Raw genomic sequence first — 23,552 nt, 5'->3', positions numbered from 1 at the left:
AGGTCGCCCGCGCCGGATCCAGGACACGCAATGACGGATAGCAAGCACACCCCGCCCACGCCGGCCGAACGGGCCGCGGTCCTGCGTACCGAGATCGAGCAGCACAACGTCCGCTACTACATCCAGGACGCGCCTTCCATCTCCGATGCCGACTACGACGCGCTGATGCGCGAGCTGGTGGCCATCGAGACCGAGCATCCCGAGCTGGTCACGCCCGAGTCGCCCACGCAGCGCGTCGGCGCCGCGCCGCTGGCCGAGTTCGGCAGCGTGCGCCACGCGGTGCCCATGCTGTCGCTGGGCAATGCCTTCGAGGAAGACGACGTCGCCGCGTTCGACAAGCGCGTGTCCGATACGCTGCGCAGCGCCGGCCTGCTGGGCGCCGAGGCGCAGGCAGCCTATTTCTGCGAACTGAAGCTGGACGGCCTGGCCATCAGCCTGCGCTATGAAGACGGGCGCCTGGTCCAGGCCGCCACGCGCGGCGACGGGCAGACCGGCGAGGACGTCACCGCCAACATCCGCACCATCCGCGCCATCCCGCTGCGCCTGAAGGGCAATGCGCCCAGGGTGCTGGAAGTGCGCGGCGAAGTGCTGATGAACCGCGCCGACTTCGACCGCCTGAACGCGGCGCAGGCCGAGCGCGGCGAGAAGGTCTTCGTCAATCCGCGCAATGCCGCCGCCGGCAGCCTGCGCCAGCTGGATCCGCGCATCACCGCGCAGCGACCGCTGCGCTTCTATGCCTACAGCTGGGGCGAGGTGCAGGGCCTGCCGCGCGGCGAATCTGATCGATACGACGAACCCGCGCCCGGCGTGCGCGAGGCGTCCACGCTGCCGCGCGACCGCCACGGCGACATGCTGGACTGGCTGGCCGAGCTGGGCCTGCCGGTGAACGCGCGGCACAACCATCGCGCCGAGGGCGCCGCGGGCCTGCTGGCGTTCTACGAGCGCGTCGGCAAGCTCCGCGCGACGCTGCCCTACGACATCGACGGCGTGGTCTACAAGGTCGATTCGCTACCGGCCCAGCGCGTGCTGGGTTTCGTGGCGCGCGCGCCGCGCTTCGCGCTGGCCCACAAGTTCCCGGCCGAAGAGGCCAGCACCGAACTGCTGGACATCGAGGTGCAGGTCGGCCGCACCGGCGCCATCACACCAGTGGCGCGGCTGAAGCCCGTGTTCGTGGGCGGCGTCACCGTCACCAACGCCACGCTGCACAACGAGGACGAGATCCGCCGCAAGGACGTGCGCGTGGGCGACACGGTGATCGTGCGCCGTGCGGGCGACGTGATCCCCGAAGTGGTGGGCCCGGTGCTGGACAAGCGCGAGGGCGACCTGCCGCTGTTCGTCATGCCCACGCAATGTCCCGTGTGCGGCTCCGCCATCGAGCGCCTGGAAGACGAGGCCATCGCACGCTGCACGGGCGGCCTGTTCTGCGCCGCGCAGCGCAAGCAGACCCTGTACCATGCGGCCGGCCGCAAGGCGCTGGACATCGAAGGCCTGGGCGAGAAGCTGGTGGACCAGCTCGTGGACAGCGGCCGCGTGAAGTCGCTGGCCGATCTCTACAGCCTGAAGGCGCCGGAGCTGGCCGCGCTGGACCGCATGGGCGAGAAGTCCGCCGAGAACCTGGTGCAGGCCATCGACCGCGCGCGTCAGCCCACGCTGGGCCGCCTGTTGTTCGCGCTGGGCATCCGCCACGTCGGCGAGACCACCGCGCGCGACACGGCGCGCCATTTCGGGTCGATCGACGGCGTGATGAACGCCGACGAAGAGGCGTTGCTGGCCGTGCCCGACGTGGGGCCCGTGGTGGCGGGCTCGATCCACCGCTTCTTCGCCGAGCCGCACAACCGCGAAATCGTCGAGCAGTTGCGCCAGCAGGGCGTCGAACCCGCGGCCGAGTCCGAGCCGCAGGGCACGGCGCTGGCCGGCAAGACCTTCGTGCTGACGGGCACCATGCCCACCTGGACGCGCGAGGAAGCCACCATGCACATCCAAGCCGCGGGCGGCAAGGTCAGCGGCTCGGTGTCGAAGAAGACCGCCTACGTGGTGTCGGGCGAGGATGCCGGCAGCAAGCTGAAGAAGGCCCAGGAACTGGGCGTGACCATCCTGGACGAGGATGGTTTGAAGGCGTTGCTGGGGCAGGGGTAGGCGTACGCGGCAGCAGAAATGAAACAGCCCGCATGAAAGCGGGCTGTTTTGCCGTTGGACGGAGAAACCGTCTTACTGCACCTTGGCCTTGTCGCGCAGGTCCTTCTGGAAGGCGCTGAGCGTCTGCTGGCGCAGCATTTCTTCCAGTTGCGGCTTGACCTGTTCCAGCGGGGGGAATTCCACCGGGCGGGTGTCGTCGACCTGGATGATGTGCCAGCCGAACTGGGTTTGCACCGGCTTGTCGGCCAGTTCGCCCTTCTTCAGCTTCTGCACGGCATCCGCGAACGGGGGCACGTAGTTGGTGGGGGGCGCCCAGCCCAGGTCGCCGCCGCGCTCGGCGCTGCCGGGATCCTGCGAATTCTTCTTGGCCAGGTCGTCGAACTTGGTCTTGTCCGACTTGATCTGGGCCAGCAGGTCGTTGGCGGTCTTTTCATCCTTGACCAGGATGTGGCGGACCTTGAATTCCTGCTTGCCGGCCTGTTCCTTCTTCAGCTTGTCGTACTGGGCCTGCACCTGCGCGTCGGTGACGGGATGCTTTTCCAGGTAGCCGGCCATCAGCGAACGCACCAGGATGCCCTGGCGAGCCAGTTCCAGCTCGGTCTGCACGTCGGGCTGCTTGGCGATGCCCTGCTTCTCGGCGGCCTGCACGAACACCTGGCGATTGATCATCTCCTGCTTGACCTGCTCGCGCAGCTGCGGCGAGTCGGTGGCACCCTGCGTGACCAGCAGCTTGACGAATTCGTCCAGGCTCTTCTGCGTGATGGCCTTGCCGTTGACGGTAGCCACGTTCTGCGCGAAAGCGGGCGCGGCAACGGCGCACGCCGCAGCCAGCATGATGAGGCGTTTCATGGATGTCCTTTGTGGGATTTACAGGGAAGAGGGCGGCTGTGCGTCGAGCGCTAGCGCGTGGATGGGATGGGGGATGAGATCTTGCAAATGATGATACACCAGCCTGTGGCGGGCCACGTGCGACAGGCCGGCGAAGCAGGAGGCCACGATGCGCACGTGGTAATGGCCGGCGCCGCCCTGCGCGCCGGCATGGCCGGCATGCAGGTGCGAGTCGTCGCGGATGTCCAGTTCGAGCGGTTCCAGCGCGGCCAGGCGGCCGCGGATCAGGGCAATGCGGTCGGTGTCGTCGGTCATGATGGAAGCGGGATCAGTCCTTGGCCTTGTCGTCGGGCACGGATTCCACGGGGCGGATGTGCCGCCCCAGATAGACCGACTGGGCGATGACGAAGACGATCATCAGGCCCATCTGGCCGAAGGCCTTGAAGCTGACCCATTGCTCTTCGGTGAACTGGCCCGAGAAGGCCACGTACAGGTTCAGCACGCCGCTGAGCGCGAAGAACAGGATCCACGCCCAGTTGACCTTGTCCCAGACGGCGTCGGGCAGGGCGATCTGCGTGCCCATCAGGGTGCGCATCAGGTTGCGGCCCGCGAGCAGGCGAGCGCCCAGCAGCACGGCGGCGAACAGCCAGTACAGGACGGTGGGCTTCCACTTGATGAAGGCGTCGTTGTGCAGCCACAGCGTGGCGCCGCCGAAGACGAGGATCACGGACAGGCCGATCCAGTGGGTGGCCTCGATGGGCTTGCCCCGGATGCGCAGCCACGCGACCTGCGCCACCGAGGCGGCCATGGCCACGCCGGTGGCCACGTAGAGGTCGGCGAACTTGTAGGCCGCGAAGAACAGGAACAGCGGGAACAGGTCGAACAGGAACTTCTTCATCGCAGGCAGGGGCCCTTCAAGGCGCTTCGGGCTCGAACTTGAGCGACAGCGAGTTGATGCAATAGCGCAGGCCGGTGGGCTCGGGGCCGTCGGGGAAGACGTGGCCCAGGTGCGCGTCGCAGACATTGCACAGCACCTCGGTGCGGACCATGCCATGGCTGACGTCGCGCTCTTCGCGCACGAGACCGGGGGCCAGCGGCTCGAAGTAGCTGGGCCAGCCGCAGCCCGCGTCGAACTTGGTGTCGGACGCGAACAGCGCGGTGCCACAGGCCACGCAGCGGTAGATGCCGTGCTCGAAGGTGTCCCAGTAGCGGCCGGTGAAGGCGCGCTCGGTACCCTTTTCACGCACCACCGTGTATTCCTGGGGGGTGAGGATGGCGCGCCATTCGGCGTCGCTCTTGCGTACTTTTTCCATGGTCTGTTCGACCTCCGATCGTGGGAAAGGTTCGGAGTAACCCACGATGTTAAACGAGTTTGGCGCGGCCGACGTGACCGCTCTGTCGGGGCAATGCGGGTATCCCCTAGCAGACGGTGCAAAGCCTGCTCAAGTAGGGTGTTCGCCATTATCAAATGCGTTTGCTGAGGCCTTCGGGCGGCGCATTCCACCCCTGTTGTCTAAGGGTAGATACGCCCCTTTTCCGCGTCGCATTTGATACGGATTTAACCCTATAATCCGTTTTTCTGTATAACTTCAAACCAGCCCGCAACTCAGATTGCCCGGGCACACAGGAGACAAAAGATGCCCAAGCACTTCGGCTTGTCCGCGTTCGCCGCCGCTCTGGCGCTCAGCCTGCCCATGGTAGCCGGCGCCCAGGTCAAGGTCGGCGTCACGCTGGCCGCCACTGGCCCTGCCGCCTCGTTGGGTATCCCCGAGCGCAACACCGCCACGCTGCTGCCCAAGGAAGTGGCCGGCCAGAAGATCGAGTGGATCGTGCTGGACGACGCCACCGACACCACCGCCGCCGTGCGCAACTCGCGCAAGCTGGTCACCGAGGACAAGGTCGACGTGCTGGTCGGCACCTCGGTCACGCCGGGCTCGCTGGCGATGGTCGACGTGGCCGCCGAAGCCAAGGTGCCCATGATCAGCGTGGCCGCCAGCGCCAAGATCGTCGAGCCCGTGGACGAGAAGCGCCGCTGGGTCTTCAAGACTCCGCAGAACGACGCCCTGATGGCCAGCGCGCTGGCCGACGCCATGGTCAAGGCCAAGGTCAAGAACCTGGGCTTCATCGGCTTCGCCGACGCCTACGGCGACGGCTGGCTGGACGTGATGCAGACCGCCGCCAAGGCCAAGGGCATCAACGTCAGCGCCATCGAGAAGTACGGCCGCACCGACACCAGCGTCACCGGCCAGGTGCTCAAGCTGGTGGCCGCCAAGCCCGACGCGATCCTGATCGCCGGCGCCGGCACGCCCTCGGCCCTGCCGCAGAAGGAACTGAAGGCACGCGGCTTCGGCGGCCTGATCTACCAGACCCATGGCGCCGCCAACAACGACGTGCTGCGCGTGTGCGGCAAGGATTGCGAAGGCATGCTGCTGCCCGCCGGCCCGCTGCTGGTGGCCGCGCAACTGCCCGACGACAACCCCGTCAAGAAGTCGGCCCTGGAATACGTGCAGACCTACGAGAAGGCCTATGGCGCCGGCTCGGTCAACACCTTCGGCGGCCACATGTGGGATGCCGGCCAACTGATCGTGGCCGCGCTGCCCCAGGCCCTGAAGTCGGGCGCCAAGCCCGGCACGCCCGAGTTCCGCGCCGCGCTGCGCGACGCCATCGAAGGCGTCAAGAACCTGCCCGCGTCGCAAGGCGTGTTCAACATGAGCCCCACCGACCACGCCGGTTTCGACCAACGTTCGCGCGTCATGGTCAAGGTCGAAGGCGGCAAGTGGACGTACCAGCCGGGCCTCTGACCCGCGCTGGCATCATCCGGGAGGCGCGTCGCGCGGCGGCGCCGTAAAGGCGCAGCGACGTGCTTCCCCGCAGCACCTCGCACCGGCCCCTAGGGCCTGTTGACACTAAAAGGAGCCTCGCATGCGAACAGAAGCGTGCGGATGGCAAGGCGCGAAGCGCAGGCGTGGTGGTCCCACGGCGAGCATTCGCAACGCAGCCAGGCGTACGCTTCTGTTCGCACCCTTCGGGCAGCCGGGGAATCGGGCGGCATGCGTCGTTGCGCAGGCCTTGCGTGGATTGACCACGCGGCGGCCTGCACGCCTAGCCTGCCGCCCCGATTCCCCGGCTGTGCGAGGCTCCTTTTAGTGTCAACAGGCCCTTGGCCGGTGTGTCGTATTCGCAGTGCTCCGGTCGGGGTCGGGGCGCCAGGAAAATCAACAGGTCGTATAGATGGATTCCACAATTGCGCTGATCCTGCTGCAGGACGGCATCGTCAACGGCGCGATCTATGCCTTATTGGGCATGGCGCTGGTGCTGGTGTTCGCCGTCACGCGCGTCATCTTCATTCCGCAGGGCGAGTTCGTCGCGTTCGGCGCGCTGACGCTGGCCATGCTGGTCGACGGCAAGATGCCCGGCACCGTATACCTGCTGCCGCTGCTGGGCGGCGTGGTCACGCTGCTCGAACTGGTCCGCGCCGCGCGCACCGGCCACTGGGCCGGGCTGCCCAAGGTGGTGCTGGGCTGCGTCGTGCTGCCGCTGGGACTGCTGGCGCTGACCTCGGCCTACGTCGGCCCGGACACCTCGCTGTGGCTGAACATGCTGCTGACGCTGGTGCTGGTGGTGCCCATGGGGCCCATGGTGTATCGCATCGTTTACCAGCCGCTGGCCGAGGCCAGCGTGCTGGTGCTGCTTATCGTGTCGGTGGCGCTGCACTTTGCGCTGATGGGCCTGGCCCTGGTGTTTTTCGGCGCCGAGGGCTGGCGCACGCCGGCCTTCGTCTCGGGCCAGGTCGACCTGGGCTTCGGCACGTGGTCGGCGCAAAGCCTCTTCGTGGTGGCGACCTGCGCGCTGCTGATCGTGGCGCTGTGGCTGTTCTTCGGCAAGACGCTTTACGGCCGCGCGCTGCGCGCCACGGCGGTCAACCGCCGCGGCGCCCGCCTGGTGGGCATCAGCACGTCGATGTCGGGCAGCCTGACGTTCACGCTGGCCGTGGCCATCGGCGCCATGTCCGGCATGCTGATCGCGCCCATCACCACGGTGTACTACGACACCGGCTTCCTGATCGGCCTGAAGGGCTTCGTGGGCGCCATCATCGGCGGCCTGGCCAGCTATCCCGTGGCCGCCGCCGGCTCGGTGCTGGTGGGGCTGCTGGAATCCTATTCATCTTTCTGGGCCAGCGCCTACAAGGAAGTCATCGTCTTCACGCTGATCATCCCGGTGCTGATCTGGCGCTCGTTCGGCAGCCATCACGTGGACGACGAGGAATAAGCATCATGAACCGTATCCTGACGATCGTCTTCCTCGTCGTGCTGGCGGCCCTGCCGCTGCTGTCCTTCACCCCCGAGTTCTGGATCACGCAGCTCAACTACATCGGGCTGGCCAGCCTTGTGGCGCTGGGCCTGGTGCTGCTGACCGGCGTGGGCGGCCTGACCTCGTTCGGCCAGGCGGCCTTCGTGGGCCTGGGCGCCTACACCACCGCGCTGCTGTCCACGCGCTACGGCATCTCGCCCTGGCTGGCGCTGCTGGCGGGGCTGGCGCTGACCGCGCTGGTGGCCTACCTGCTGGGCCTGATCACGCTGCGCCTGTCGGGCCACTTCCTGCCGCTGGGCACCATCGCCTGGGCGCTGTCGCTGTACTACCTGTTCGGCAACCTGGACGCGCTGGGCAAGCACGACGGCATCGCCGGCATCCAGCCGCTGGAGTTCTTCGGCATCTCGCTGGCCAGCGGGCGCAACATCTATTTCCTCATCTGGATCTGCGTGCTGCTGGCCCTATGGGGCACGCGCAACCTGCTGGATTCTCGTCCCGGGCGCGCCATCCGCGCGCTGAAGAGCGGCGCCGGCATGGCCGAGTCCATGGGGGTGAACACGGCCTCGTACAAGATCATCATCTTCGTGTGGGCCGCGCTGCTGGCCTGCGTGTCGGGCTGGCTGTACGCGCACATGCAGCGCGCCGTCAGCCCCAGCCCGTTCGGCCTGAACTACGGCATCGAGTACCTGTTCATGGCGGTGGTGGGCGGCGCGGGCCACGTGTGGGGCGCGCTGCTGGGCTCGGCGGTGATCCTGTCGCTGAAGGACCAGCTGCAGAACCTGCTGCCCTCGCTGCTGGGCAGCGACGCCAACTTCGAACTGATCGTGTTCGGCGTGCTGATGATCCTGGTGCTGCAGTACGCCAGCAGCGGCCTGTGGCCCATCCTGTCGGGCTGGTGGGAACGCGTGGCCGGCGGCGGTTCGCGCCGCAGCCGTCCCGCGCCGCCCGAGGCGGCGGCGCTGCCGCATCGCGAGCGTCCGCAGGGCGGGGCGCTGGTGCTGGAAGTCGACGGGATCCGCAAGGAGTTCGGCGGCCTGGTTGCGGTGAACGACATCTCGTTCAAGGTGCGCGCCGGCGAGATCATGGGCCTGATCGGCCCCAACGGCGCGGGCAAGAGCACCACGTTCAACCTGATCAGCGGCGTGCTGCCGGCCACGCGTGGCCAGGTGCGTTTCCTGGGCGAGCGCATCGACGGCCAGTCGGCGCGCGGCATCTCGCAGCGCGGCGTGGGCCGCACCTTCCAGCACGTGCAGCTGCTGCCGACCATGTCGGTGCTGGAGAACGTCGCGTTGGGCGCGCACCTGCGTTCCGACGTGGGCGTGATGGCCGGGGCGCTGCATGCCGACCGCTCGCGCGAGGCGCGCCTGTTGCACGAGGCCGCGCGCCAGTTGCAGCGCGTCGGGCTGGGCGACTACCTGTACGAACAGGCGGGCAACCTGGCGCTGGGCCAGCAACGCATCCTGGAGATCGCCCGCGCGCTGGCCGGCGATCCGGTGCTGCTGCTGCTGGACGAACCGGCCGCGGGGCTGCGCTACAAGGAGAAGCAGGAATTGGCCCAGGTGCTGGAGCAATTGCGCGCCGAAGGCATGAGCATCCTGCTGGTGGAACACGATATGGATTTCGTCATGCGCCTGACCAATCACCTGGTGGTGATGGATTTCGGCACCAAGCTGGCCGAAGGCGTGCCGGCCGAGGTGCAGCAGAATCCCGCCGTACTCGAGGCCTATCTGGGCGGCATCGACGACGACCTGCCCGATTCGGTGCAGGCCGCGCCGGCCACGGCGGGAGGCACGCGATGAGCATCCAGCAAGACTCCATCCTCGAGGTACGCGACCTGTCCGCCCGCTATGGCAAGGTCGGCGCACTGAGCAACGCCGTCATCAACGTGCCCGCCGGCAGCATCGTCACCGTGATCGGCGCCAACGGCGCCGGCAAGTCGACCATGCTGAATGCCGTGATGGGCGCATTGCCGCAAACCGGCCATGCCACCGGCCAGGTGCAGTATGCCGGCACCGACGTGTCGGGCTGGCAGGTCGAGCGCCGCGTGTCGGCCGGCATGTCCCTGGTGCCCGAGCGCCGCGAGTTGTTCGGCAGCATGTCGGTGGAAGACAACCTGCTGCTGGGCGGCTTTCGGCGCTACCGCGCGCGCGAAAGCGGCTGGCGCGACACGCTGGAAGAGGTTTTCACGCTGTTCCCGCGCCTGCGCGAGCGGCGCAACCAGCAGGCCGGCACCTTGTCCGGCGGCGAGCGCCAGATGCTGGCCGTGGGCCGCGCGCTGATGGCCAAGCCACGCCTGTTGATGCTGGACGAGCCCAGCCTGGGCCTTGCGCCCCGCATCGTGCGCGAGATCTTCCACATCATCGCGCGCCTGCGCGAGACTGGCGTGGCGATCCTGCTGGTCGAGCAGAACGCGCGCGCCGCGCTGCAGGTGGCCGACTACGGCTACGTGCTGGAAACCGGCGAGATCGTGCTGCACGGCCCGGCCCGCGAGCTGGCGGGCAACCCCCGCGTGATCGAGAGCTATCTGGGGCTGGGCAAGAAAGAGTAAGGGAAGCCGTCGGCGGCCGACGCTGCGGCAGCCGGTGCTGCGGCAGCCGACCCTACAGGCTCCGCATGTTCCCGGCCTTCCTACGCCTGCCGCCGCGCCAGTTCGCGGCGCAGTCGCAGGAAGGCCGTCATCCCCAGTTCCAGCGGCGCCGCGCCGCCCGTGAACTCCACGCGCCGCGCCCCTGCGGCCGTGTGCAGGCGCGCCACGTGGTCCAGGTTGACGATGATCGAGCGCGAGACCATCGAGAACGACGGCTCGGGCAGTTGCGGTCGCAGTCCCGTCAGCGTGGTGTTCATCAGCTCGGTGCCGCCGTCGGCGCAGTACAGCATGACGTAGTCGCCCTGGGCGTGCGCCGCCGATATCGATTCCACCTTGATCTGCCGGGTCTGCTGGCGGCCGCGCACCACCAGGTAAGGGGCGGGCGCAGCCGGGGGCGTGGCGGCCTGCGTATGGAGGCCGCGTTTCAGCCGCGCCAGCGTATCGTCCAGGCGTGTCGCGCCCACAGGCTTGAGCAGGTAGTCGACCGCCGCGACGTCGAAGGCGCGGGCCGCATAGTCGGCATGGGCCGTGACGAACACCACGGCCGGCGGCGCGGGAAGCCGCTGCAGCAGGTCGAAGCCCGTGCCGTGCACCAGGTCCACGTCCAGGAACATCGCATCCGGCGCCTCGGCCAGGACCAGCGCCGCGGCCTGCGCGCCCGTCGCGGCCTCTCCCGCCACCCGCACGTCGGACCGCGCCTCAAGCAGGCGGCGCAGGTAGCGCCGCGCCGGCGCCTCGTCGTCGACGATGATCACACGTAGCATGGCTCGCCCTCGACGGTCAGGCGCGCCACCGTGCGCGGACCCCGCTGCTCCAGCGTGAAGCTGTGGCGGCCGGGATAGCGCAGCGCCAGCCGCTGGCGCAGGTTGCCCAGGCCGACCCCGGGGCGCAGGGCGTCGAACGGCGCGGCCAGCTGGCCCGGGTTGTCCACCTCGACGACCAGCATGGCCTGGTGCATGCGGGCGCGTATGTGGATGGAGAAGTGCTCGTCCTCGTTGCGCATGCCGTGCTTCAAGGCATTTTCCACCAGCCCCTGCAGCGTCATGTGGGGCAGGCCGACTTCCCGCGCGGCCGGGTCGATCTCGTAATGGCACGCGAAGCGTTCGTCGAAGCGCAGCGCCTGGATGCCGACGTAGTCCCTCACCGCGGCCACCTCTTCGTCGACGCTGCACATGGCGTGGTTGCGCGTGCTGAACGAATAACGCAGGTAGGCCGCCAGCCTGCGCGTCATTTCCTCGGCGATGGTGGGGCGCTCGGCGATTTCGCCCAGGATGGTGTTGAGGGAATTGAACAGGAAATGCGGCGCGATCTGGCGCTGCAGGTGTTCCAGTTCCAGCTGCAGCGCGCGCGTTTCGGCGCGGGTCTTGGACAGCCGTTCGGCGCGCGCGTCCAGTTCGGCGCTGAAGCCCAGGTACACGAGAGTCCAGATGGAGAAGATACCCAGGTAGTAGACGAAGCCCAGCATGAAGCTGTTGCGCGGGATGTAGGCGGTGGCTTCGGGCGGATAGAGCCCCTGCACGACAACGCCCAGCAAGGTGAACAGGCCGGCCAGGCCGACGCAGATGACCGCCGCCGCCGCCAGCACGGGCGCCTGCCGCGAGCTGCCGGCGTATCGGGCATGCAGCGCAGCCGCGGCCGTGGTGGACAGGAAGCCCAGCAGGTCCAGCGTGAGCGTCAGCCCCAGTGCGAGCGCGGGATGGCCGAAGGCCGCATACCGGATGAAGAAGCCGACGGCGCCCAGCACCAGCCAGCCGGTCGCCTGCGCGCGCCAGAAAAAGGGCGACAGGCGCGTTCCGTTCAGCATGGGCGGGCGGAGTGCCATGAGGCCGGGGCGGCGCGCCGCGCTGGATGGGCAAGGGTGGGGACTAGGGCCATGGGGTCTCTGCGAGCCAGGGCCCCATCATCGAAAAACCACGTGCTGCCAGGGCCGGGGTACTGCGATCCGCAGGCAAGAATACCGTGAGTGCCCGTACCGGACAAGCCGCGCGGCGAGGCCTTCAGACGAAGCTGGGTTCGCCCTGCACCGACAGGCGCGCCACGATGTGGCCGCCTTCGCGTTCCATCGTCAGGGCGTGCCGGCCCGGGTAGCGCTGCGCCAGCCGCTGGCTGAGCGTGTCCAGCACGGGAAGGGTACGCGCCGGATCGAACGGGCCCGACAGATGGCCCGGATGGTCCACCTCGATCTCCAGCATCGCGTCGCGCGCCCATACCAGCACCCGTACGGTGAAGAGGCCTTCGCCGGCCCGCTGGCGTTGCCGCACCGCGTGTTCCACCAGGGCCGGCAGCGTCATGTGCGGCAGGCGCATGCTCAGCGCGGCGGGATCGATCTCGAAGTGGCACGTGAAGTCCGCGCCCAGCCGAGGCGCATTGAGGGCGACGTAGTCCCGCGCGGCCGCCACTTCCTCTTCCACGCTGCTCAGCGCGTGGCTGCTCTTGTCCAGCGCATAGGCGAGGTAGTTGGCCAGCTGGCGCGTCTGGACCTGCGCATGCGCAGGCTGGATCTCGATGTTGGCCTCGATGGCCTGCAGCGCGCTCAGCACGAAATGGGGCTCGACCTGGCGTTGCAGGTGCTCGAGGTCTTTCTGGCGCGCGCGGGCTTCGGCCAGCCGCTCGCCGCGCACCGCCATCTCGGCGCTGAAGGCGTAGTACGCCAGCGACCAGATGCACAGCACGCCCAGGTAGTAGACGAAACCTAGCGAGAAGGTGCCGGCCGGCAGGATGGCCGAGTCGCCCAACGGGAGCAGGTCGCGGATCGCGCTGCCCAGCAGGCCCAGCAGCACGGCCCCGGCCACGCAGGCCGCGGCCGGGGCCAGCAGCATCGGCGCGCCCCTCGTGGCGCCGCCATGGCGCGCATGCAGCACGGCCGCCGCGCTGGTGCCGATGAAGCCCAGGGTATCGAGGGTGCAGGTGAGGGCCAGCGCCAGCGTGACATTGCCGAACGCCGCGCTGCGGATCCAGAAGCCCAGCGCGGCCAGGGCCAGCCAACCGTAGGGCTGGACGCGCCAGAAGTAGGGAGACAAGCCAGCGCCGGTCGGCATGGTCGCGAGGACGGATCGAAAGGCAGGCAGGATAGCCGTTGGGGACGGCGCCGGCAATCTGCGCCGGATCGCGCGGGTGTTCCGCGGTCAGGTCACATGTCGCGGTCTTCCTTGGCTCGTTTCGCGCGCGAGATCATTCCAAGGATTTGAGGGTTGGCATTTGTGGTCAGCAACTCGACTTCAGGATGCTCGGTTGCGAAGACCCGAAATATCTGATCGGCAAACGCCTGCCCGATCGTGTCTACTCCACTGAAATCGAACACTACGTATTTGAAGCGCTCTATTCGAGTCAGCAGACGTGTCGCTTGGGAGCGGGAAATCAGGCTTTCCACACCCATCTTCGCCAGCTTTACCGGTACATGGGTGCGGTCAAACGTCATTTCGTCGGGGTCGGAAAACGAACTGAAAATGTCATCGAGCGATCGGCCGGGAAGGTGAGCAATCTCCAACGCCACTTTTGTCCCTTCATAGGGCTCGCGGCCGTCAGACTCCAGCAACCAGTCATCGTATTTGCCGTCACCTCTGTGGGTGTGCGAGAACGACAGGCCAAAAGAGTCGAGGTTGAACCAATCCATGACCCGCGAAGTAAAAAACAAGCCCTCGCCACAATGACGCGAAGGATCGGTGGTCAACTTCCCCTTGGCCAGTTCCAGGATAGCCAGGCGCTCATCGGGCAACGTGCTGCGAGCATCGAATTGCTCACGCAGGAAAGCGATGAGATCCGGATCGATATTGGAAAACCGGGCAGCATATGTCAACGCCGATGTCTTTGGATGTAAACATCCAAGCATCACGTTGACAACGTCGGCGTTGCAGTATCGCGCCGTGCTCAGCCTACAGCGCAGCCTGCACCCGTTGCGCGACCTCGGCCGGCACCCATTGCTTCCATTCGGCGGCGTAGGTCTTCAGGAAGTGCTTGGCCGCGTCCTCGGGCTCGGCGCCTTCGTTCTCCAGCCAGCCCAGGGTGCCGTCGATGGCGGCGCTGGAGATCTTGATGGACGTGAAGAAGGCCTGCAGTTGCGGCGCCTGGCGCGCGAAGTCGGCATTCAGGCCGGTGACGACGGGCTGCGGCTTGAACTCGGTGGGCACCGGGTCGGCGCACTTCGGGTCGGTGATGCAGCTGTACGCTTTCTGGTCGAAGGCCGGCAGTTCCAGCTTGACCAGGTCCAGCGCGCCCACCAGCGCGGTCGGGGTCCAATAGTAGAAGACGATGTCGCGCTTGCGCTTGTAGGCCGAGACGATGGCCGCCTTCTGCGCCGCGCCCGAGCCGGGGGCGAACATCGTATAGCTCTGCTCCAGCTTCAGCGCGCGCAGCAGGTTGTCGTTCAGCGTGCCGCAGGCCCAGCCCGCGGGGCAGCCGTAGATGCGGCCGCGGTTCGGCTCTTCGGGATCGGTGAAAGTATCCTTGTAGCGCGCGAGGTCCGCGGCGCGCTTCAGGTCGGGATGCCGTTCGGCCGTGTAGCGCGGGATGTACCAGCCCTCGCCGGCCTCGTAGACCTGGCCCACGCCCATCACCTTCTTCGAGGCCAGGGCCTTGTCCCACGCGCTTTCGATCTGGCCGGGCCACACTTCGGGCGTGACGTCGACGTCGCCGCGTTGCAGCGCGGCCAGCATCGCCAGGGTCTCGCCGGGCTCCATCTGTGTCTTGCAGCCGTAGCCGTTTTCCAGGATGAAGCGCTCGATGCCGGCCAGCACCAGGTTGGATTCCCAGTTCAGGCCCGTGAAGCGCACGGGGCGCTGCACTTCGCATTGCGGCTTGCTGTCGGCGGCATGCGCCGCCGTGGGCAGCGCGGCCGCCAGCGCCAGGCCGGCGGCCAGCGCCAGGGGGGAAAGGGGTGTCGCACGCATCGGCGGGGCTCCTGGCAGGCGTGCCGCCGGGGGATGCGGGCGGCGGTTCGGTGGTCGGCCGTCCATTCTACGAGCCGGGCCCGCGCGCCGCGCCCGCCGGACGCGACGCTTGGTAAGCAGCTGTGAACGCGGGGGCGTCTCAGGCTTTGGCCGCCGTGGCCGTCGCCGCGGCCCGGCGCCGCGCGTACAGCGCGCCCGCCTCGCCCACGATGCCGCGGCGGAAGGCCATGACGCATACCACGAAGATCAGGCCGATGACGATGGTGACGGACTCGCCCAGCTGGTTGAACCATTCGACGCCGGTCAGTTGCGCCAGGCCGCGTCCGAAGTCGCCGACCTTGTTCTCCAGCATCACCACGACGAACGCGCCGATGACCGGGCCGGTAAGGGTGCCCAGGCCGCCGATCAGCGTCATCAGGATCACCAGGCCGGACATCTGCCAGGTGGCGTCGGACAGCGTGGCGGACACGAACACCAGCGACTTGGTGGCGCCCGCCAGGCCGGCCAGCGCGGCCGACAGCACGAAGGCCAGCAGTTTGAATCGGTCCACGTCGTAGCCCAGCGACAGCGTGCGCGGCTCGTTCTCGCGCAGCGCCTTGAGCACTTGCCCGAACGGCGAATGCACGGTGCGCCAGATGATGAAATAGCCGATCGCGAAGATGCCCATCACCACGTAGTACAGGTTCAGATCGCGCGAGAGATCGACCATGCCCAGCAGCGTGCCGCGCGGGATGCTCTGCAATCCGTCCTCGCCGCCGGTGAAGCGTGCCTGCAGGAAGAAGAAGAACACCATCTGCGCCAGCGCCAGCGTGATCATGGCGAAGTAGATGCCGCTGCGGCGGATGGCGATCAAGCCCATCACCAGGCCGAGCAGCGCGGCCACGGCCACGCCGAACAGCAGGCCCAGTTCGGTGGGCAAACCCCAGATCTTGATCGAATGCCCGGCCGCGTAGGCCGCGCTGCCCAGGAAGGCCGCGTGGCCGAAGGACAGCAGGCCGGTGTAGCCCAGCAGCAGGTTGAAGGCGCAGGCGAACAGCGCATAGCACAGGACCTTCATGACGAAGATCGGATAGACGCCCACGAAGGGCAGCACCGCCACGATGATGGCGGCCAGCAGGTAGCCCAGCAGTTGACGGTTCATTTTTCCCTTCCGAACAGCCCGGCGGGGCGCAGCAGCAGCACGATGGCCATGATGATGAAGACGACGGTGCTGGACGCTTCCGGCCAGAACACCTTGGTCAGCCCTTCGATGACGCCCAGGCCCAGGCCCGTGACGATGGCGCCCAGGATGGACCCCATGCCGCCGATCACCACCACGGCGAACACGACGATGATCAGGTTCGAGCCCATCAGCGGCGAGACCTGCAGCACCGGCGCGGCCAGCACGCCCGCGAAGCCCGCCAGCGCCACGCCGAAGCCGTAGGTCAGCATGATCATGCGAGGCACGTTCACGCCGAAGGCCTCGACCAGGCGCGGGTTCTCGGTGCCGGCGCGCAGCAGCGCGCCCAGCCGGGTGCGCTCGATCACGAACCAGGTCGACATGCAGACCACGATGGACGCCACCACGACCCAGGCGCGGTAGTTGGGCAGCACCATGAAGCCCAGATTGGTGGCGCCGCGCAGCGCCTCGGGCGTGGGATAGGGCTGGCCGGACACGCCGAAGAAGCTGCGGAACAGCCCTTCGAGCAGCAGCGTCAGCCCGAAGGTGAGCAGCAGGCCATACAGGTGGTCGAGCTTGTACAGGTGGCGCAGCAGCAGCCGCTCGATCACGATGCCGAACAGGCCCACCACGATGGGCGCCAGGATCAGCATGACCCAGTAGTTCAGGCCCAGGTAGGCCATGCCCATCCAGGCGACGAAGGCACCCAGCATGTACAGGGCGCCGTGTGCGAAATTGATGACGTTGAGCAGGCCGAAGATCACCGCCAGCCCCAGCGACAACATCGCGTAGAACGAGCCGTTCACCAGGCCCAGCAGCAGTTGTCCCAGCAGCGCCTGTATGGGTATGCCGAATACTGAAATCATCTTGTGGATATTCCTGCGCGCGTGCGGATTACAGCGTATTCAGTTCGCGGCGCGGCCACGCGGGGTAGGCGAGGCCGCGCCGCTACGGCGTCGAAGGATTACTTCTTGACCAGCTTGCAGGTCGATTCCGACAGCTTGGTGTAGACGTCATCGCCCGGCAGGGTGGCGACGATCTTGTAGTAGTCCCAGGGGCCCTTGGATTCCTTGGGCGTCTTCACCTGCACCAGGTACATGTCGTGCACCATGCGGCCGTCTTCGCGCACCGTGCCGTTCTTGGCGTAGAAGTCGTTGACCTTGTTCGACTTCATCCACTTCATCAGCGCGTCGGCGTCGTCGGTGCCGGTGGCCTTGACGCCGTTCAGGTAGAACGACACCGACGAGTAGTCCGCCGCCTGCAGCGACGAGGGCTTGCGCTTGACCTTGTCCTCGAACTTCTTGGCCCAGGCGCGCGAGGCGTCGTCCTGGTCCCAGTACCAGCTGTCGGTCAGGTACATGTTCTGGGTGGCTTGCAGGCCCAGCGAGTGGATGTCGTTGATGAAGACCAGCAGGCCTGCCATCTTCATGGTCGAGGTCACGCCGAATTCGTTGGCGGCCTTGATGGAGTTGACGGTGTCGCCGCCGGCGTTGGCCAGGCCCAGGATCTGCGCGCCCGACGATTGGGCCTGCAGCAGGAAGGACGAGAAGTCGGTGGTCGACAGCGGGGCGCGGACCGTGCCCTTGATCTCGCCGCCGTTGGCCTTGATGACCGCGGTGGTGTCGCGCTCCAGCGCGTGGCCGAAGGCATAGTCGGCGGTCAGAAAGAACCAGCTCTTGCCGCCATCCTTCACCACGGCCGAGCCCGTGCCGCGCGCCAGCGCGACGGTGTCGTAGGCGTAGTGCACGGTATAGGGCGTGCACTGGGCGTTGGTCAGGTCGGACGCGCCGGCGCCGATGGAGATGAAGGGCTTCTTCTTCTCGGCGGCCACGGCGGCCATGGCCAGGTTGGTGGCGGAGTTGGTGCCGCCGATCAGCACGTCGACCTTCTGCTGGTCGAACCATTCGCGCGCGCGGGCCGAGGCCACGTCGGCCTTGTTCTGGTGGTCGGCCGACAGCACTTCGATCTTCTTGCCGTTGATCGCGCCGCCGGCATCCTCGATCGCCATCTGGATTGCCGTCAGGCCCGCCTTGCCGTCGATGTCCGAGTACACGCCCGACATGTCGGTGATGAAGCCGATGCGGATCACATCGTCGGAAATGCCCTGGGCCTGGGCGGGTAGCCCGGCGAATCCCAGGCCAGCCAAGGCCAGTGCAGCAGTGATGGTGTGCAACTTCATGGGATGACTCCTCTCTTCCTGTGTTTTGGGGTGCCGGATGTCTGCCGGCGGGTGACAGGCTTTCTTTTTTGTATACGGGCCGTGCTCAGACGCCCAACAGTTCGTTGAGCGTGTCCTGCTTCTGCGCGAGTTGCGATGCCTCGAAGTGCTCGACGATCTGGCCGTGCTCCATGACGTAGAAGCGGTCGGCCAGCGGCGCCGCGAAACGGAAGTTCTGCTCGACCATGACGATGGTGTAGCCGCGCGCCTTCAGCGCGGTGATCATGCGGGCCAGCGCCTGCACGATGACGGGTGCCAGGCCCTCGGAGATCTCGTCCAGCAGCAGCAGGTTGGCGCCGGTGCGCAGGATGCGCGCCACCGCCAGCATCTGCTGCTCGCCGCCCGACAGGCGCGTGCCCGGCGAGTTGCGGCGCTCGTGCAGGTTGGGGAACATCTCGTAGATCTCGGCCAGCGACATGCCGCCGCCCAGCGCGCCCACGGGCGGCGGCAGCAGCAGGTTCTCTTCGCAGGACAGGCTGGCGAAGATGCCGCGCTCTTCGGGGCAATAGCCCACGCCCAGGTGGGCCACGCGATAGGTGGGCAGGTCGATGGACTCGGTGCCGTTGATGCGCACCGAGCCCTTGCGCGAGCCGGTCAGGCCCAGGATGGCGCGCAGCGTGGTGGTGCGGCCCGCGCCGTTGCGGCCCAGCAGCGTGACGACCTCGCCGCGCGCGACCTCGATGTCCACGCCGTGCAGGATGTGCGATTCGCCGTACCAGGCGTGCAGGCCCGAGATCCGCAAGGCGGGGGTGCCGGTGGCGGCGGTCGATACCGGGGGGGTCTGCGCCGCGTGCGCTTCATGCGGCATGGCTTGAGTAAGGCTCATGCATGCGCTCCTTGAAGTTCGCCATCGGTGGTGCCCATGTAGGCCTGCATCACCGCGGGGTGCTTGGACACGACGGCGTACGATCCCTCGGCCAGCACCGCGCCGCGCGCCAGCACGGTGATGGTGTCGGCGATCGAGGACACGACGTTCATGTTGTGTTCCACCATCAGGATGGTGCGGCCCTCGCTGACCCGCTTGATCAGGTGCGTGACGCGGTCGACGTCTTCATGCCCCATGCCCTGCGTGGGTTCGTCCAGCAGCATCAGCTCGGGTTCCATCGCCAGCGTGGTGGCGATCTCCAGCGCGCGCTTGCGGCCGTAGGGCAAATTGACGGTGGTCTCGTTGGCGAAGGCGCCCAGGTCGACCTGTTCCAGCAGCTGCATCGCGGTGCGGTCCAGGCTGTGCAGGCGCGATTCGCTTTTCCAGAAGTGGAACGACGTGCCCGTCTTGCGCTGCAGGCCGATGCGCACGTTCTCCAGCACCGTGAGGTGCGGGAAAACCGCCGAGATCTGGAACGAGCGGATGACGCCGCGGCGGGCGATCTGCGCGGGGCGTTCGCGGGTGATGTCGACGCCGTTGAAGACGATGCTGCCCGAGGTGGGCGACAGGAACTTGGTGAGCAGGTTAAAGCAGGTGGTCTTGCCTGCCCCGTTGGGCCCGATCAAGGCGTGGATCTGGCCGCGCTTGACGCGCAGGTCGACCCCGTTCACGGCCACGAAGCCGCGAAACTCCTTGGTCAGCTTTCTTGTCTCCAGGATGGCATCGTCCATATCGGCATACCAACATCGTTTTATATGATTGCGGCGAGTATGCGCACCCATATGGCAAATTGCCATGAGGGTTTTTCATAGTATTGTGCTGCGCAGCGTACGCCGGCCGATATGCTGGATTTATGACAGGGCCGCGCCAGGCGCGGTCCGCCGTCACGCCGCGGTTTTCTGTTTGAATTCGCAAAGGTCGGAAATGCCGCACTGCGGGCATTTCGGCTTGCGCGCCACGCACACGTAGCGGCCGTGCAGGATCAGCCAGTGATGGGCGTCCAGCCGGTATTCGGGCGGAATCACCTTCTCCAGCTTCAGTTCCACGTCCAGCACGTTCTTGCCCGGCGCGATGTTGGTGCGGTTGGACACGCGGAAAATGTGCGTGTCCACGGCGATGGTGGGCTCGCCGAACGCCGTGTTCAGCACCACGTTGGCGGTCTTGCGGCCCACGCCGGGCAGCGCCTCCAGCGCCTCGCGGTCGCGCGGCACCTCGCCGCCATGGCGCTCGAGCAGCAGGCGGCAGGTGGCGATCGTGTTCTTGGCCTTGGTGCGGTAGAGGCCGATCGTCTTGATGAACTCGGACAGGCCTTCCTCGCCCAGGTCCAGCAGGGCCTGCGGCGTGCCGTGGGTGGGAAAGAACTTGCGCGTGGCCAGGTTCACCGACTTGTCGGTGGCCTGCGCCGACAGCAGCACGGCGATCAGCAGCTGGAAGGGCGTCCCGTATTCCAGCTCGGTGGTGGGCGTGGGGTTGGCAGCTTGCAGGCGGGCGAAGATCTCGCGGCGTTTGGCGGCATTCATGGACGGTCGGCGTGTCGTCGGGCGCGGGCGCGCGCCAGGGCGGATTCGATGGCGGCGCGGCGGCGGTCGGCGTCGGAGGGGGCGGATATGTCAGCGGGGGACTCGGCGCCGCCAGGCGCGGGGCTGGCCGAGGCGGCGTCGAGCATCGCGGCACTGGCCCGCGCGGCGGTAGCCGCCCCGGCACCGGCTGCCTCGGCATCCCCCGACGCGGTAATCTGGCCGGCGGCACCGGGCGAGGCCGTCGGGCCCGCGCGGAGGTCCCGCGGCGCCAGGTCTTCCTCCGTGTCGGCCATCAGACGCTGCTGTTCGGCCGGCGCGCGGGCCAGCCGCTCGCGCCGCGCCACGTGGCGCGCACGCGCCGCGTCGGCATCGGCGGGCGTCCACGCGCGGCCGGCGGGCACCATGGCGATGCAGTCGACCGGACAGGGCGGCACGCAAAGGTCGCAGCCCGTACAGAGCTCGGGCAGCACGGTGTGCATGCGCTTGGCCGCGCCCACGATGGCGTCCACCGGACAGGCCTGGATGCACAGCGTACAGCCGATGCAATGGGCCTCGTCGATGACGGCGGCGGTAAGCGGGCCGGGATGGCCGCGCGTGAGGTCCAGCGGCAGTCCGGGCGTGTCCAGCAGGCGCGCCAGCGCGGCGATGCCGTCCTGGCCGCCCGGCGGGCAGCGGTTGATCGCGGCGTCGCCGGCGGCGATGGCCTCGGCGTACGGGCGACAGCCGTCATAGCCGCACTTGGTGCACTGGGTTTGCGGCAGCAGGCCGTCGATGCGCTCGGCGAGCGTCGGAAGGGAAGGCATGGGCGATGAAGCGAAGCGAGGCGCGGAGCCCGCGGGCGCGATGCGCCGCGGCGGGCCCCGGTGCGCCGGTCCGCTCAGGACTGGCGTATGAATGCCGCGATTTTAGGGCAGATCGTCTCGCGCCACCGGCGGCCGGCGAAGATGCCGTAGTGGCCCGCGCCCTTGGCCAGGTAATGCTGCTTGCGCGCGGCGGGCAGGCCGCGGCACAGGTCGATGGCCGCGCGGGTCTGGCCCTGGCCCGAGATGTCGTCCAGTTCGCCTTCGATGGTCAGCAGCGCGGTCTTGCGGATGTCGGCGGGGCGCACGGGCTGGCCGTCCACGACCCAGGTGCCGTTGGGCAGGCGGAACTCCTGGAACACCGTGCGGATGGTGTCGAGGTAGAACTCGGCCGGCATGTCCAGCACGGCGTTGTACTCGTCGTAGAAGCGCACGTGCGCCTCGGCGTCGCCGTCGTCGCCGCGCAGCAGGTCCAGGTAGAAGTCGTAGTGCGACTTCAGGTGGCGATCGGGATTCATCGCGATGAAGCCGGCGTGCTGCAGGAAGCCGGGATAGACGCGCCGGCCGGCGCCGCGGTAGTTGCCCGGCACCGTGTGGATCAGCTGCGTCTCGAACCACTCGTAGGGCTTGGTGGTGGCCAGGCCGTTGACCTGCGTGGGCGACTGGCGCGGGTCGATGGGGCCGCCCATCATGGTCATGGTGCGGGCCTGCACGGGCTCGTCGGCGCTGGCCATCAGCGAGATGGCGGCCAGCACCGGCACGGTGGGCTGGCACACCGAGATCACGTGCACGTCGGCGTCGGCGCCCAGCGTGCGGATGAACTCCTGCACGTAGCGCACGTAGTCGTCCAGGTGGAACGGGCCCGCGGCCAGCGGCACCATGCGCGCGTCGACCCAGTCGGTGACGTACACGTCGTGCGCGGGCAGCAGGGCGCGCACGGTGTCGCGCAGCAGCGTGGCATGGTGGCCCGACAGCGGCGCCACCAGCAGCACGCGCGGATCCTTGCGGGCGGCGGCGTTGCGGGCGAGGTCACGCTCGAAGTGGATCAGGCGGCAGAAGGGCTTGTCGACCACACAGGCCTCGCGCACCGCGACCGGCTTGCCGTTGATCTCGGTGGCGTGCAGTTGCCATTCGGGCTTGTGGTAGTCCTTGCCGATGCGGTGCACCAGCGCCAGGCTGGCGGCCATCTGGCGCGCGATGGGCGTGTAGGACAGGGGATTGTAGGGACTGGAGAACCACTGCGAACCCGCGTCGGTGAACTCGGCCAGCGGGCGCAGGAAAGCCCGCTGCATTTCGTGCAATTGGTACAGCATCGATTCGGTGTCCCTTGCTAGGCCTGTTTGCTGAGGGAAATAAGCATATTTCCAAACAGTCTGTTACGGGTGGTCGAGGTTCCTTGCTGCGTTGCAAAAAAACGACTGGAAAGGGGCTTCGAGGCGGGCTAAGTCGTGGTGGGGCGGCGGGCCGCTACCAGTAGTTTTCCACTGCCAGCGTGCCGGGAATGCCGCGCCGGCCAGGCGCGAAGCCGCGTTCGCCCAGCAGCTTGCGGGCATCGGCCAGCATCTCGGGGTTGCCGCACAGCATCACGCGGGCGGGCGCCGGATCAAGCGGCAGGCCGGCCAGCTGCTCCAGCCCGCCGTCGGCGATCAGCGTGGTCAGGCGAGCCTGCGGCATGCCGGGCAGGGTCTCGCGCGTGGCGATGGGCAGGTAGATGAGCTTGCCGGGCGCGGCGGCCTGCCAGGCGGCGATCTCGTCGCGGTAGGCCAGTTCCTCGGCCGTGCGCACGCCGTGCGCCAGCACGATGCGGTCGAAGCGCTTCCAGACGGCCGGATCGTCCAGCATGGACAGGAAGGCCGACAGGCCGGTGCCGGTGGCCAGCAGCCACAGGTGCTCGCCGGTGGGGAAGCGATCGAGCGTGAGGAAGCCGAACGCCGTCCTGTCGACGTACAGCGCGTCGCCGGGCCGCAGCTGCGCCATGCGCGGGCTGAACTCGCCCTCGGGCACCACGATGGAGTAGAACTCGAGCCAGTCCTCGTTGGGCGCGGACACCATGGAATAGGCGCGCCACACGGTGGGTTCGGCATGCGCATCGGTGGGGTCGGCGGGCAGCCCCACGCGCGCGAACTGGCCAGGCTGGAACGTATAGGCCGGATCGCGCGTGACGCGCACCGAGAAGAGCTTGCCGGGCACCCAGGTGCGTACCTGGGTGACGGTCTGGCGGGTGTACTTGCTGTCGGTCATC

At 67.7% G+C, this 23,552-nt stretch carries 23 protein-coding genes; 5 read left to right on the top strand and 18 right to left on the bottom strand.

From position 1 onward, the window contains the following. The first annotated feature begins 30 nt into the window (after positions 1 to 30). Entirely contained in the window at positions 31 to 2,136 is a 2,106-nt protein-coding gene (ligA, locus tag FS845_RS23115; RefSeq protein WP_144639810.1) for an NAD-dependent DNA ligase LigA, read from the top strand. 72 nt (positions 2,137 to 2,208) lie between these two features. On the opposite strand, the gene FS845_RS23110 is transcribed toward ligA, so the two are convergent. Genes FS845_RS23110 through msrB form a run of 4 tightly spaced genes read right to left on the bottom strand, consistent with a single transcriptional unit; the run spans position 2,209 to position 4,277 of the window. Continuing rightward, positions 2,209 to 2,985 (bottom strand): peptidylprolyl isomerase, encoded by a 777-nt coding sequence (locus tag FS845_RS23110; protein WP_144639807.1) that lies wholly within the window; start codon positions 2,983 to 2,985, stop codon positions 2,209 to 2,211. 18 nt (positions 2,986 to 3,003) lie between these two features. Beyond that, on the bottom strand, positions 3,004 to 3,279 hold the full coding sequence (locus FS845_RS23105; protein WP_144639804.1) for a BolA family protein: 276 nt from the start codon (positions 3,277 to 3,279) through the stop codon (positions 3,004 to 3,006). 13 nt (positions 3,280 to 3,292) lie between these two features. Continuing rightward, positions 3,293 to 3,862, bottom strand: coding sequence for a septation protein A (locus tag FS845_RS23100; RefSeq protein WP_144639801.1), 570 nt, complete (start codon positions 3,860 to 3,862; stop codon positions 3,293 to 3,295). Positions 3,863 to 3,878: 16 nt separating this feature from the next. Next, on the bottom strand, positions 3,879 to 4,277 hold the full coding sequence (msrB, locus tag FS845_RS23095) for a peptide-methionine (R)-S-oxide reductase MsrB (RefSeq protein ID WP_144639798.1): 399 nt from the start codon (positions 4,275 to 4,277) through the stop codon (positions 3,879 to 3,881). A gap of 324 nt (positions 4,278 to 4,601) precedes the next feature. Between msrB and FS845_RS23090 the strand changes: the two genes are divergently transcribed. From FS845_RS23090 to FS845_RS23075, 4 genes are all read left to right on the top strand, one after another. Further along, positions 4,602 to 5,765 (top strand): ABC transporter substrate-binding protein, encoded by a 1,164-nt coding sequence (locus FS845_RS23090; protein WP_144639795.1) that lies wholly within the window; start codon positions 4,602 to 4,604, stop codon positions 5,763 to 5,765. A gap of 430 nt (positions 5,766 to 6,195) precedes the next feature. Next, positions 6,196 to 7,233, top strand: coding sequence for a branched-chain amino acid ABC transporter permease (locus tag FS845_RS23085; RefSeq protein WP_144639792.1), 1,038 nt, complete (start codon positions 6,196 to 6,198; stop codon positions 7,231 to 7,233). Between the two features lie 5 nt (positions 7,234 to 7,238). Next, positions 7,239 to 9,074 carry an ABC transporter permease subunit gene (locus FS845_RS23080; protein ID WP_144639789.1) on the top strand — a complete coding sequence of 612 codons (1,836 nt, stop codon included), beginning with the start codon at positions 7,239 to 7,241 and terminating at the stop codon, positions 9,072 to 9,074. Further along, positions 9,071 to 9,823, top strand: coding sequence for an ABC transporter ATP-binding protein (locus FS845_RS23075; RefSeq protein WP_186332387.1), 753 nt, complete (start codon positions 9,071 to 9,073; stop codon positions 9,821 to 9,823). The genes FS845_RS23080 and FS845_RS23075 overlap by 4 nt, the downstream gene beginning before the upstream one ends. 80 nt (positions 9,824 to 9,903) lie before the next feature. Here FS845_RS23075 and FS845_RS23070 read toward each other — a convergent pair whose 3' ends face one another. The 14 genes from FS845_RS23070 to FS845_RS23005 form a co-directional block, all read right to left on the bottom strand. Beyond that, positions 9,904 to 10,626, bottom strand: a complete 723-nt coding sequence (locus FS845_RS23070) for a LytR/AlgR family response regulator transcription factor (protein ID WP_144639786.1) — start codon at positions 10,624 to 10,626, stop codon at positions 9,904 to 9,906. Further along, the gene (locus FS845_RS23065) at positions 10,614 to 11,666 is read right to left on the bottom strand and encodes a sensor histidine kinase (RefSeq protein WP_260986416.1); all 1,053 of its coding nucleotides are present in this window, start codon (positions 11,664 to 11,666) and stop codon (positions 10,614 to 10,616) included. The genes FS845_RS23070 and FS845_RS23065 overlap by 13 nt, the downstream gene beginning before the upstream one ends. A 193-nt stretch (positions 11,667 to 11,859) precedes the next feature. Continuing rightward, positions 11,860 to 12,882 carry a sensor histidine kinase gene (locus FS845_RS23060; protein WP_144639782.1) on the bottom strand — a complete coding sequence of 341 codons (1,023 nt, stop codon included), beginning with the start codon at positions 12,880 to 12,882 and terminating at the stop codon, positions 11,860 to 11,862. A gap of 110 nt (positions 12,883 to 12,992) precedes the next feature. Continuing rightward, a complete protein-coding gene (locus FS845_RS23055; RefSeq protein ID WP_186332386.1) occupies positions 12,993 to 13,658 on the bottom strand; it encodes an STAS-like domain-containing protein in 666 nt (221 codons plus the stop codon). Between the two features lie 76 nt (positions 13,659 to 13,734). Then, positions 13,735 to 14,748, bottom strand: coding sequence for an ABC transporter substrate-binding protein (locus tag FS845_RS23050; RefSeq protein ID WP_144639779.1), 1,014 nt, complete (start codon positions 14,746 to 14,748; stop codon positions 13,735 to 13,737). Between the two features lie 139 nt (positions 14,749 to 14,887). Further along, positions 14,888 to 15,889 (bottom strand): branched-chain amino acid ABC transporter permease, encoded by a 1,002-nt coding sequence (locus FS845_RS23045; protein WP_144639777.1) that lies wholly within the window; start codon positions 15,887 to 15,889, stop codon positions 14,888 to 14,890. Continuing rightward, on the bottom strand, positions 15,886 to 16,773 hold the full coding sequence (locus FS845_RS23040) for a branched-chain amino acid ABC transporter permease (protein ID WP_144639775.1): 888 nt from the start codon (positions 16,771 to 16,773) through the stop codon (positions 15,886 to 15,888). Before FS845_RS23040 ends, FS845_RS23045 begins: the two co-directional genes overlap by 4 nt. A gap of 98 nt (positions 16,774 to 16,871) precedes the next feature. Continuing rightward, positions 16,872 to 18,086 (bottom strand): ABC transporter substrate-binding protein, encoded by a 1,215-nt coding sequence (locus tag FS845_RS23035; RefSeq protein ID WP_144639774.1) that lies wholly within the window; start codon positions 18,084 to 18,086, stop codon positions 16,872 to 16,874. An 85-nt stretch (positions 18,087 to 18,171) separates the two neighbouring features. After that, positions 18,172 to 18,933 (bottom strand): ABC transporter ATP-binding protein, encoded by a 762-nt coding sequence (locus tag FS845_RS23030; RefSeq protein WP_144640237.1) that lies wholly within the window; start codon positions 18,931 to 18,933, stop codon positions 18,172 to 18,174. Positions 18,934 to 18,947: 14 nt separating this feature from the next. Then, on the bottom strand, positions 18,948 to 19,721 hold the full coding sequence (locus tag FS845_RS23025) for an ABC transporter ATP-binding protein (RefSeq protein WP_144639772.1): 774 nt from the start codon (positions 19,719 to 19,721) through the stop codon (positions 18,948 to 18,950). Between the two features lie 153 nt (positions 19,722 to 19,874). Then, on the bottom strand, positions 19,875 to 20,510 hold the full coding sequence (gene nth / locus FS845_RS23020; protein ID WP_144639770.1) for an endonuclease III: 636 nt from the start codon (positions 20,508 to 20,510) through the stop codon (positions 19,875 to 19,877). Further along, positions 20,507 to 21,313: an electron transport complex subunit RsxB gene (rsxB, locus tag FS845_RS23015; protein WP_144639768.1), complete on the bottom strand. Its 807-nt coding sequence runs from the start codon at positions 21,311 to 21,313 to the stop codon at positions 20,507 to 20,509. The genes nth and rsxB overlap by 4 nt, the downstream gene beginning before the upstream one ends. 74 nt (positions 21,314 to 21,387) lie before the next feature. Then, entirely contained in the window at positions 21,388 to 22,623 is a 1,236-nt protein-coding gene (locus FS845_RS23010) for a polyhydroxyalkanoate depolymerase (protein ID WP_144639766.1), read from the bottom strand. 154 nt (positions 22,624 to 22,777) lie between these two features. Further along, complete coding sequence (locus FS845_RS23005) at positions 22,778 to 23,551, bottom strand: ferredoxin--NADP reductase (RefSeq protein ID WP_144639764.1); 774 nt, start codon at positions 23,549 to 23,551, stop codon at positions 22,778 to 22,780. Position 23,552: the final 1 nt, after the last annotated feature.

The sequence above is a fragment of the Bordetella genomosp. 13 genome, assembly GCF_007679965.1.
Classification (GTDB): domain Bacteria; phylum Pseudomonadota; class Gammaproteobacteria; order Burkholderiales; family Burkholderiaceae_B; genus Bordetella.
The sequence above is the reverse complement of the archived record's forward strand: the minus strand, read 5'-3'. Positions and strand labels throughout refer to the sequence as shown.